This is a genomic window from Streptomyces sp. NPDC056361 (genome assembly GCF_042262805.1).
In the GTDB taxonomy this organism is placed as follows: domain Bacteria; phylum Actinomycetota; class Actinomycetes; order Streptomycetales; family Streptomycetaceae; genus Streptomyces.
In genome coordinates this window covers 1-10,233 of sequence record NZ_JBHJQI010000208.1, presented here as the reverse complement: position 1 = coordinate 10,233, position 10,233 = coordinate 1, and the positions used below count along the sequence as shown (strand labels likewise).

The 10,233-nt window shown below is 68.6% G+C and carries 9 protein-coding genes and 4 pseudogenes; 8 read left to right on the top strand and 5 right to left on the bottom strand.

Translation table 11 applies throughout. The annotated features are described in order from the left end of the window. Positions 1 to 478 (top strand): hypothetical protein (locus ACFCY7_RS37690; protein WP_376490594.1); only part of this gene is annotated, 478 nt, incomplete at its 5' end. A gap of 61 nt (positions 479 to 539) precedes the next feature. Then, positions 540 to 1,394, top strand: coding sequence for a hypothetical protein (locus tag ACFCY7_RS37685; protein ID WP_376490593.1), 855 nt, complete (start codon positions 540 to 542; stop codon positions 1,392 to 1,394). A gap of 90 nt (positions 1,395 to 1,484) precedes the next feature. Here ACFCY7_RS37685 and ACFCY7_RS37680 read toward each other — a convergent pair. Then, a pseudogene (locus tag ACFCY7_RS37680) lies at positions 1,485 to 2,176 on the bottom strand (transposase family protein). 261 nt (positions 2,177 to 2,437) lie between these two features. After that, the gene (locus ACFCY7_RS37675; RefSeq protein WP_376490592.1) at positions 2,438 to 2,986 is read right to left on the bottom strand and encodes a hypothetical protein; all 549 of its coding nucleotides are present in this window, start codon (positions 2,984 to 2,986) and stop codon (positions 2,438 to 2,440) included. A 262-nt stretch (positions 2,987 to 3,248) separates the two neighbouring features. On the opposite strand from ACFCY7_RS37675, the pseudogene ACFCY7_RS37670 reads away from it, so the two are divergent. After that, positions 3,249 to 3,887: pseudogene (locus ACFCY7_RS37670) on the top strand (transposase); the annotation flags it as partial. A gap of 31 nt (positions 3,888 to 3,918) precedes the next feature. Here the strand turns inward: ACFCY7_RS37670 and ACFCY7_RS37665 are convergent. Together ACFCY7_RS37665 and ACFCY7_RS37660 are read right to left on the bottom strand one after the other, a co-directional pair. Continuing rightward, positions 3,919 to 4,770: a class I SAM-dependent methyltransferase gene (locus ACFCY7_RS37665; protein WP_376490591.1), complete on the bottom strand. Its 852-nt coding sequence runs from the start codon at positions 4,768 to 4,770 to the stop codon at positions 3,919 to 3,921. Between the two features lie 82 nt (positions 4,771 to 4,852). Next, positions 4,853 to 5,356: a hypothetical protein gene (locus tag ACFCY7_RS37660; protein ID WP_376490590.1), complete on the bottom strand. Its 504-nt coding sequence runs from the start codon at positions 5,354 to 5,356 to the stop codon at positions 4,853 to 4,855. Positions 5,357 to 5,491: 135 nt separating this feature from the next. Between ACFCY7_RS37660 and ACFCY7_RS37655 the strand changes: the two are divergent. After that, positions 5,492 to 6,138: pseudogene (locus tag ACFCY7_RS37655) on the top strand (transposase). Positions 6,139 to 6,189: 51 nt separating this feature from the next. On the opposite strand, the gene ACFCY7_RS37650 reads toward ACFCY7_RS37655, so the two are convergent. Beyond that, positions 6,190 to 6,372 carry a hypothetical protein gene (locus ACFCY7_RS37650; RefSeq protein WP_376490589.1) on the bottom strand — a complete coding sequence of 61 codons (183 nt, stop codon included), beginning with the start codon at positions 6,370 to 6,372 and terminating at the stop codon, positions 6,190 to 6,192. A 256-nt stretch (positions 6,373 to 6,628) separates the two neighbouring features. Between ACFCY7_RS37650 and ACFCY7_RS37645 the strand changes: the two genes are divergently transcribed. The 4 genes and pseudogenes from ACFCY7_RS37645 (at position 6,629) to ACFCY7_RS37630 (ending at position 9,917) form a co-directional block, all read left to right on the top strand. After that, entirely contained in the window at positions 6,629 to 7,288 is a 660-nt protein-coding gene (locus tag ACFCY7_RS37645) for a DUF998 domain-containing protein (protein WP_376490588.1), read from the top strand. Between the two features lie 7 nt (positions 7,289 to 7,295). Beyond that, positions 7,296 to 8,480: a sensor histidine kinase gene (locus tag ACFCY7_RS37640; protein ID WP_376490587.1), complete on the top strand. Its 1,185-nt coding sequence runs from the start codon at positions 7,296 to 7,298 to the stop codon at positions 8,478 to 8,480. Then, positions 8,477 to 9,211, top strand: coding sequence for a response regulator (locus ACFCY7_RS37635; RefSeq protein WP_376490586.1), 735 nt, complete (start codon positions 8,477 to 8,479; stop codon positions 9,209 to 9,211). The genes ACFCY7_RS37640 and ACFCY7_RS37635 overlap by 4 nt, the downstream gene beginning before the upstream one ends. A gap of 352 nt (positions 9,212 to 9,563) precedes the next feature. Then, positions 9,564 to 9,917, top strand: a pseudogene (locus ACFCY7_RS37630) (ASCH domain-containing protein). Positions 9,918 to 10,233: the final 316 nt, after the last annotated feature.

Here is a 10,233-nt window from a genome sequence, read left to right as displayed (position 1 = left end):
GGGTGATCTTGGTCGAGAACCCATCTACCAGGAGCTTCGTCGTTGTGCAGAACCATCCAACACGCGGTCGCATCCGTCAGGTTGGAAGAGGCTCAATGAATCAGACACGCCCCGGCAAGCTGCGACGCTCGGATGCACACCGGTCAGCGGGAGGGACAATCCTCACCGGTCGAGCACCGGAGTGGCGGCCTCTGGCCACGGGTGGTGGGAGAAGGGGAACTGCAGCAACGACCGCGCCAAGGTGTTCAACTGCCTGTACGAGTGGTACACGGACAACACCTGCCGGCAACAGGCATGTTCGGAAACCAAGACACTCAAGCCTGGTGGCGGAAGCACTCAACACACAACGGCCCGCCGTGACTGCCGCGACACCCAACGCACGTCCTGGCGCAACCACGGGGACGTCGATGTGATCGGCGAGATCGACAGCGGAGAGAAACCGATGAACCAGGCCGAAATGGACTGCCGAGTGTACTGAGAGGCGCTGCCGGCTACCTCCAGGCACAGGCCGTTGAAGTCAATCTGCAGGGGAGAGCGACATGCCGGAGCAGGATGCCACCGCGCAGCCGGGCATCGCGCCCACCGCTCGTCCCACCGCAGGAACCATGTTCGCCGCACTCTACGGAGAGCTGATCCCACACGCGTGGCACGATCCCGCCTCGGAGCACGACGCGTACCAGTTGTTCCATCAGCGGTCGCTCGCAATGGGCTGGCTCGACGACCGGCCGGGTGCTGAGGAAGGGAACAGCCCTGGCAGGCGCGCATTCGCCGCGCCGGGGCTGTGGGCCATGAACGACGCGGGTTGGAGCCACCCCCTTGCCGCTCCGGGATCGAACCTGATCTCGTGGTTCCAGATCGAGGCGAGCGCGTTGGCCGACGACCGCCCGCTGCCCGTGCAGCCGTTTCTACGGTGCGCGCAGGACACGACAGAGCGGGTCGGCGCCGTGCGTCTCACCGCGGTCCAGGTCCTTCTGCCGGTGCAGGGCATCGACGTCTCGGCTCGCCCGCCGTACGCGATGGTGCCGTCCATGCGAACGCCGGACTGGTTCGGCGAGTGCGACCCGCGGGCGCGGGTCTCGGTGAAAGTCCGCATCGACGGCGGCCTCGACCCGTCAATCCCGGCGGTGGCACCGCGGCTCGCCCGCCTCATCGTCCCTCCGGACCAGAACGTATTCGCGGGCGAGCTCGACGAGCTCGTTCCCCCGGAAGACTTTCCGCCGCCGCCATTCGACGACCGCTTCTGGAACGGTCCGCCCTTGCACGGAATGACACTCTCCGGCGAGTTGGCGGAATGGTCCTGCGACGCGGTCGGCTGGCTTGCCGCGACCGTGGCCGACTCCGCCGCCTACACCGGCATCCGTACGCCCGTGCTGTTCACCGTCGCACGGGCCTGACCGTCCGGCGGGTCGCGCCGCCCAGCGGGACCACCTAGGATTTCCCGTCGATCATGTGGCACTCCGCCACCGCCGCGTCATTGAGCGTTTTCAGCGTTGCCTCTCCAGGTGAGGACGGCTTTGGTGATGACGCTCATGCGGTCGGGGCTGATGCGGGATCTGCAGAAGATCTGCCAGGACTTCAGCCGTGCCATGCCGCGTTCGACCGGTGCCCTCGCCGCGGCCAGGGCCCGGTTGACGGTGCGCTGGGTGAGAGTGAGTTCACCGCCCGGTGGCCGTTTGAGTCCGGCGGTGACCCAGGGGCCGGCGCCCTGGTAGGCGCGGTCGGCGAGGATCGGGACGCCCTGACGCTCGCAGATCCGGATGATGCGGCGGGTGCGGGCCGCTGTCAGGTCGTGGGTGCGGCCGGGCAGCGCGGGCGAGATCCACAGGACCTCACCAGTGGGGTCGGTGACGACCTGGACGTTCACGCCGTGCCGGCGGTGCTTGGCCGAGTAGTCCGCGCGACTGTCGCCGACGCGGTCGCACTCGGCGAGGGTCCCGTCCAGCAGGACGAACTCCGGATCATGCTCGCGCAGTGCCTTGAGCAGGCCCGGGGACTGTTCAGCGAGCAGGCCGGTCACGGCGGCGACATACGCGTGGACGGTGCCGACAGATATCCCGAAGCCGGACGCGATCCGGGCGAGGGTGTCGTGGCGGCGCAGGTACACCAGACCGACGAGCGCCCGCTGGTGCGGCGGGATTTTGTACCGCTGGCCACCCTCACGGGTGACGATGAGCATCGTGACCCACTCGACCAGTCCGTGCGGGAGGTCGAGTACGGCAGGATAGGGAACTGACAGGGCTTCTGTGTCGATGGGTTGAGACCTCGAACACCTCCACCAACGGCACGGGAGCTATGTCCGTTGCGGTCCTCACCTCGACCTGACCGGTATCACCTGATCAGTGGCCTCGTTGAAAACGCTCACGGTTCTCGCCGTGGCTGGCGTGTTGATCACACGGCCCGCCGAAGGAATCCGGCGGGCCGTCACGAAATTTCGAGGTTAGTCGAGCAGTGAATTACGCAGCCACTCTGGCTCAACCTCAGACAAGCGAAGGCGAGTATTTTCTGACAGGGGGTGCTTCAGCTCTCGGAGAGATGCGGAGAGGCACTCCAAGGTCTTGCTGTCTGAAAGCTCACACTCCATGAGGGCTCTTTCAATCGGCTTCGCCGCCTCCGAAACTTGGGCCGCGGCAAGCGACGTGGCAGCCATACAAAGGCGCGGGTTCCCTGTCGCAACGACCGCCAGGAGCGACGGAATACCGATAATGCTTCCCATGTAGAGCAGTGCCGAAGCTGTCATGAACTGCAAGCTCTCATCGTCAGTATCCTGGTGCAAGCGTTCGAGCGGAGCGATCGCGAGCGACCCAAACCGTCCCATGCGCTCGACGATCAGGTGCGGAGCCTCTTGCTCCAACTCAAGCGCTTTAACTACGTGCTCAACAATGTCCGAGGAGCAGACCGAGAGGTCCTCGACCGCCCTGACACGGGACTCGAGGTCCGATGACTCAAGGCCGTCTAGTGCCCTCTTGAGTTGCATCAACAATTCCATCTACCGAACCTCGTGACTGTGTAGGTGTGACCTTCGAGAATAGTTCGTCTGCAGGGCGGTTCATTGTTGGTCAGCCCCGGCGGGCACCCAGGACGATCTGGTCGATGACGGCAGCGGCCCGCTCCGGGTCTTCCTTCAGTCACCTGCCGAGGCGGTCCTGGACGGTCTATCCGACACGTTCGCGCACTTCGGAGTTGCCCAGCACGCCGCGTGTGGAGCCCTCGAACTCGGGACGGTCCAGCTTCACCGACACGACCGCCGTCAGGCCCGCGTCGAGCACCTCTACGCGATCGCCGACGGCGAGGTCATACCGGAGGATGGCGAGCCCGAAGCCATCTTCTGCCTGGACGAGTTCGAGCCGTTCAACCTGCAACCCCACCCCGGCCGGCAGTGGGCCGAACGCAGCGGAAGGCACAAGGGCCCCGATCGCGAGCCCCGGCCACGGCGGCGGGCGACCTACACCCGACCGCACGGGGTCCGGCACCTGTTCGCCGCCTACGACCTCGCCAAGGACCAGCTCTACGGGCACATCAAGAAGACCAAGAACCGCTCCAAGTTCCTGGAGTTCTGCCGCTACCTGCGCTGACTCCATCCGACGGACGTGCGCATCGCAATCGTCTGTGACAACTACTCACCGCACCTGACGACGAAGCGTTGTCAGCGGGTCGGGACCTGGGCCGCGGAGAACAACGTCGAGATCGCTTACACCCCGACCAATAGCTTCTGGCTCAACCAGATCGAGGCCCAATTCACCGCCCTGCGCTACTTCGCCCTCGACGGCACCGACCACGCCAGCCACAAAGAGTAGGGCAGCATGATCCGCCGCTACATCATCTGGCGGAACAAGCATGCTGCCGACGAACGGCTACACAAGGTCGTCACCAGGGCGAACGTTGCCTGATGGGCACCAGGCGTCCGTGCGACGCGCCCCGTCAAGGCCGACTCACGCCCATCCCCGGTGCGGGCGCGTCCTGCGTTCGGGCCGCGGCGCGGAAGACGTACGCCGTCATCGGGGCGGTGACCGGCCCCGGACCCAGCAGGGCTGTCATCCCCTCGATGACGGTGGCCCGGACAGCCGGTCCGTCGTCACGCTCCTCAACGGCCGCGCGCACCGGTGTCCCAGTGAGATACCCGGTGGCAAGGTCGGCGGTCGACGCGGCCCGGCCCTGAAGCATCAGCTCCTGCTCGTCCTCGACAGTGAGCCCGGCGGCCGCCAGATCAGCGGCCACGACAGCGGGGTCGACATAGCCGTGCGGAACCGTCTGGAAGAACTGTGGCGGGTCGACCGGAAAGGCCCGCTCCAGCCCGGCCTGCAGCGCGACTTCGAAGGCGTGCGTCCCGAGTGGGCCCCAGGTGTTGAACAGGAACCGGCCGCCCGGGGCCAACACCCGGTGGACCTCGGTGAAGGCCTCGATACGGTCGGGAAAGAACATCACGCCGAACTGGCAGACCACCAGGTCGAAGCCTCCGTCCGGGAACGGCAGCCGTTGCGCGTCGGCCTGCCGCCACACCGCGCCCGGGGCCTGGGTCGACCCGAAAGCGACCATGGTCTCATTCAGGTCGGTGGCCGTCACCTCGGCCGAGGGTGCTGCTGCGAGCAAGTCCGTTGTCAACACGCCGGTCCCCGCAGCCAGTTCGAGGACTCGACCAGGGTGGAGTGCCGCCGCCCGGGCGCTCAGGTCCTCGGCGAAGGGCCGGAAGACCACCGGCACGAGGTACTGCTCATAGGCCGCCGGCATGGATTCGGACCACCGCCCGTCGGCATTGATTCCTGTCACCCTCATGACGGTAGCGCCGCGTCAGGAAACCTCTTCCTTGCCGCGCCGCCATGCACCCTGGAGCCAAGGGCTGTCCCGCAAAGATCCCTCATAGCTCCGGGAACGGCAGGGTGTCGTCCATCACCTGCAACAACTTCCGAGCAGGTGTCGCTTCCTCTGGCCGTACGGAGGAGGCGACACCCTCGATGACTGACCGGCCTGCGTACACGGCTGTCCTTGAGGCCGCCTCCCAGCCGGTTTGCTGCCGGTAGCTCGCATCGTGCTTGCGGTCCTGCATCGCCGAAGCGGCGGAGTGCCACTGGTCGGTCCGGCAGATACTTCCCAGCAGGTCCAACAACTCGGCCTTGCAGGCCATGTGCGGGGACCCGACCAGTTCGAGAAGGAACGGGACGGTGGGAGCTGTCACCTCGCCGACAACGAACCCCAGCGCGCAGATGGCATCGCCCAGGTCATCGATGGCGATGCGGGCCGTGTCCTCGTCCCCGTATGCGATCCGGGACAGCAGAGGAGGGATACCGCTGGCTGCGGCGCCCGTCGCGTCGCGCAGTTCTCCCCAGCGGACCCCGGAGACGCTCCTCAACAGACTTCCCACGCCCTTGCTCCTCATCAGATCCTCGTGCCGGCCCCAGCGGTGCCCTGAGCATGGTGCAGCTATGGGTGAGGCCCTGGCCAGGCGACCTATGACCGGGTCGTGCAACAGGCCACCGGCTGGCGCCATGATCTTGCTGTGACTGGAGTGATCACGGCGTCGGCCCCGTCCTGGATAGCCCCGTTCGCCGGGCTGAGCCCGCGCTGCTTCGGCAAGCGGGTGACCGCGCTGCGCCGCGAGGGAGCCGACGAGGTGCGGCGGGGCCGGCCGTGGGGCTGCCGCTGGAGGACCGGGTGCTGCTGGTCACGACGTACTGGCGCACCAACTTGACTCTGCGCCAGCTTGCCCCGCTCTTCGGGGTATCGAAGTCCGTGGCCGAGCAGTCCAAAAACTACCGGTACTCCACCAGCCACCAGGTCGTCATCGACGCCGACACCCGTCTGGTCGTCGTGGTCGGTCGGCCGCTCGCCGGAAACCGCAACGACTGCAAGGCGTGGGAGGAATCCGGCGCCAAGGCCGCCGTCGGCAACACACTGACGACCGCCGACGGCGGCTACCTGGGCACCGGGCTCGTCATGCCTCACCGTCGGCGAAAGGGCAAAGACCTGCCCGAGTGGAAGGAGGCGCACAACAAGTCTCACAAGCAAGTCCGGGCCCGCGTCGAGCACGTCTTCGCCCGCATGAAGACCTGGAAGATCCTCCGCGACTGCCGCCTCAAAGGCGACGGTGTCCATCACGCCATGCTCGGCATCGCCCGCATGCACAACCTCACTCTCACCGGATAGGCCAGCGGGCCGCACAGCGGCCAACCACACCCGAGGCGGCTCGAAGGTCATTTACGGGACAGCCCTTAGCTCAGCCTGGCGGATCCACTGGGTCAGTAGGAAGCCGCGGCGGTGACGGAGGAGCTCGGCGAAGGCGCGGGCGAGGTCGCAGGCCCGGGCGATGTCGGGGCAGGCGATCCGCACGTCGAGCAGGCGGCGGTCGACTTCGGGTGGGAGCGTGTCCTGCGGTCGCATGATCCAACCGGTGATTTTGCGGGGGCTGGGGTTGTCCGCGCGGATGGGTTCGGCGTTGCCGGAGCGGAGGACAGCGAGGTGTTTGCGGACGACCTGTACCCCGTGCCGTACACCGAACGGTGCAGAACGGCTGACCCCCGCCACCGTCCGGTGTACGCCGAAGCCACTGCGCCGGCAGGACGCGGCCACCCCCTTCCCCTCCGTAGCGTCCGGGGCACCGGATCGGCCGGTACGACGACAGGAAGGGGACGGCACGATGACGACGACGATGAGGACGGTGGCGACGACCGCGGGGGTACGGGCCCCGCTCGCTCTGATCGGTACCGGAGCCCTCGCCATGACGGCGGTGGAACTCCTGAACCCCCGCTACGACCTGGTGGGCGAGACCCTCAGCCGCTATGTCCACGGCACCGCCGGCTGGCTGCTCCCGGCGTCCCTGCTGGCCGTCGCCGCGGCCTCCGCCGCCCTCACGGCACGCCTCTGGGGCGTAGCGGGCCGGGCGTCCCGTACTGCCCTCGTGGTGTGGGCCGCGGGCATCCTGACCGCGGGGGTCTTCCCCGCCGACCCACCCGGCCACCACCACCGCCCCTCCCTGTCCGAACTCGTCCACGGCAACGCCGCCTTCCTCGCCTTCGCCGCCCTCCCGACGGCTGCCGTCCTGCTCCGCCGGACCCTGACGGCCCGTCGCCCCCGGCTGCGTACCGCCTTCACCGTCCTCGCCGCGGCCTCGATCCTGACCACGGCCCTCCTCGCCGTCCTCCTTGTCGACGTGATGGACGGCGGCCCCTCGCTTGGCGTGGCTGGCGCCCCGACCCTCGTCGGCCTCGTGGAGCGCCTGGTGCTTGCAGCCGACCTCGGCTGGCTCGCCCTCGCTCTCACCGCCGCCCCTGTCCGGGGGACGACCCGCCGTGCATGATCACCCCATGGACCGATCGGCGGCCTTCCGCCCCACCACCCCGAACCTCGCCGATGGGCTGCTCGCGGCCGTCACCGCCGTCGCCGTCCTGGTGGGCACCGCCCGTCTCGGCGGCCGGCTGGACCTGGCGGGCGCTCTGCCGCTCGCCCTCTGGCTGGGCCTGCTGCTCCTGGCCCGCCGCCGGTGGCCGCTCGCCGTGCTGCTGCTGTCAGTGCAGGCCGTCATCGTCTTCCGCACCGCCGGACTCACCGACACCGGCTGGGTGTGGCCGGTGTCCGTCGCGTACGCGGGTCTGGCCGCCGCCGGCCGCTCCGACCGCCCCGGTCTGCCGTGGGCCGCCGCCGTCGGCCTCGCCGAACTCGCCTTCGCCGCCGTCTGGGAGACCACCGCGGGCGGCGCCGCCCCGCGCGAGGCCCTCGCCTCACTCGGCGCAGAGGCGCTGTGGCTGGCGGTGCTCCTCGCCGGGGCCGCCGCCCACCGCGACCGGCTCCGCTGGCACGCCGCCCGCGACGAGCAGATCCTCAGGGCCGCCCGGGAACAGGAGCTGGAGACCGGCCGCCGCATCGCGGAGGCCCGCCTGGACATCGCCCGCGAACTCCACGACGTCGTCGGCCACACCCTCACCGTCGTCGGTCTCCAGCTCCGCGTCACGGACGAGGCCCTGGACGACTCCCCGGAGGAGGCCAGGGCCGCCCTCGCCACCGCCCAGGAGGTCAGGTCCGCCGCCGTGCGGGACCTCCGCGCCCTCGTCCACGTCCTGCGCGCACCGGGGGACTCCCCGGCCGAACCCGCCGCCGGAGCCCCCGAACTCGCCGGCCTCGTCGACCGTATGCGTACCGCCGACCTGGACATCCGCCTGGAGACGACCGGCGATCTCGCCGTCGTCCCCGCCCCGGTCTCCCTCGCCGTCCACCGCATCGTCCAGGAGTCCCTCACCAACACCGTCCGCCACGCAGGAGCCTCACGGGCCGAGGTCACCGTCCGGTGCGGCGACGGCCGCATGGAGGTGACCGTCGCCGACGACGGCCGCACCCCGCCCGGCCCGGACCCCTCCCACACCCCCGGCAACGGACTGCGGGGCATGGCCGAACGCGTCCACGCCCTCGGCGGCGAACTCACCGCGGGAAGGGCCGAGGACCGGGCTGGATGGCTCGTCCGAGCCGTCCTTCCTGTGCCAGGCTTCCGCCCATGACGCCCATGACGCCCATGACGCCCATGACGGCCAAGACCATCAAGGTGCTCCTCGCCGACGACCAGGCCCTGGTGCGGGCCGGCTTCCGCAGCCTCCTCGGCCGCGCCAAGGACATCGAGGTCGTGGGCGAGGCCGGCACCGGCGACGAGGCCGTCCGCACCGCCCGCGCCGTCCGCCCCGACGTCGTCCTCATGGACATCCGCATGCCCGGCACCGACGGCCTCACCGCCACCCGAACCCTCGCCGGGGACCCCGACCTGACGGAGTGCCGGGTCATCGTCCTCACCACCTTCGAGACCGACGAGTACGTCTTCGCCGCCCTCCGCGCCGGCGCCAGCGGCTTCCTCACCAAAGAGATCGAGCCCAACGAACTCCGCCAAGCGGTCCGGGCCGTCGCCGCCGGCGACGCCCTGCTCTCCCCGAGCGCGACCCGCCGGGTCATCGAACAGTTCGTCCACCACCCGGCCGCCCCCGCCGGGACACCCGAGCGGCTGTCCGTCCTCACCGCTCGCGAGCGAGAGATCACCCGCCTCATCGCCACCGGCCTCTCCAACGACCAGATCGCCGAACGGCTCGTCATCAGCCCTCTCACCGCCAAGACGCACGCCACCCGAGCCCTCGCCAAGCTCGGCGCCCGCGACCGCGCCCAACTGGTCATCCTCGCCTACGAGACGGGCCTCGTCGTCCCCCGCGCACACCCCCTAGATCCACAGCGCGCGGGTGGGCGGTGAGAGAGAGCACCATGCCGCCCGCGACAAGCGGGCGTGCCGAGTACTCGGCACGACGCCTGCGCCCCGCACCCGCGGGGATGGTCCCGAGCTCTACGCCGAGACCAACCAGGTCGGATTCTGCTCCCTGCGCTCGCGGGGATGGTTCCCACCCCACGCGGCATGTACCGGGGACACCCACTGCTCTCTGTACCTGTGGGGGTGGTCTTGTTCAGGGGGAGGGGTTTGCCAGGGTGGTTCGTTGTTTGTGGTGACCGAGATCTTGCTCTCCGACCCCGCTGCTTCTTTTGCTCGTACTCGGCTGCTGGGATCGGCCGTCTGATGACCGTACCGTCTGCCAGGAGCGTTCCCCTCAATGACTGACAGCCCTGCCCGGGTCCGTGAGCTCAATCTCTACCGCCGGTACTTCGAGCTTTTCGCTGCGGGCACCAAGACGATCGAGGTGCGGGTCAAGTACCCGCACCTCGCGGACCTTGCCGCCGGCGACACCATCCGCTTCCGTATCAAGGGCAGTGATGAGATCTGCGACGTCCAGGTCCTGCGCGTCACGGAGTACCCCGACTTCGAGTCCCTCCTTGACGGCGAAGGCCCGGTGAACGTCAACCCGACCGCCAGCCGTAGCTAGCAGCTCGTCGACATCCGCGCCATCTACGGCCCTGAGAAGGAGGCCCTTGGAGTCCTGGCCATCGAGGTGGAACTGACGACCTGAATCACGGGTCCCCGGAGGGGCTTCGTCTCCAGAACGGGAGCAAGTCTGTTCCTCGCCTACCCGGGGATGATCCAAAGGCCGAGATCTACCTGCACTTCGAGCACTGCTGCTCCCTGCATCCATGGATGTCGTCCCGACCTGCCCCTCCCCATGCCTGCGTGAGTGGTCTTGTGTTGTTCGGCAGGTTGGGCAGCCTGCGGGGGAGCGGCGAATTGCCGTGTCGGGTGTTTTGTCGGTTTCGGTGAAAGTAGTTCGACTGGGCTTGGGCATGGGATAAAACTGCAGCTCAGGAAGACTGCTCCCCGCTCGCGCGGGG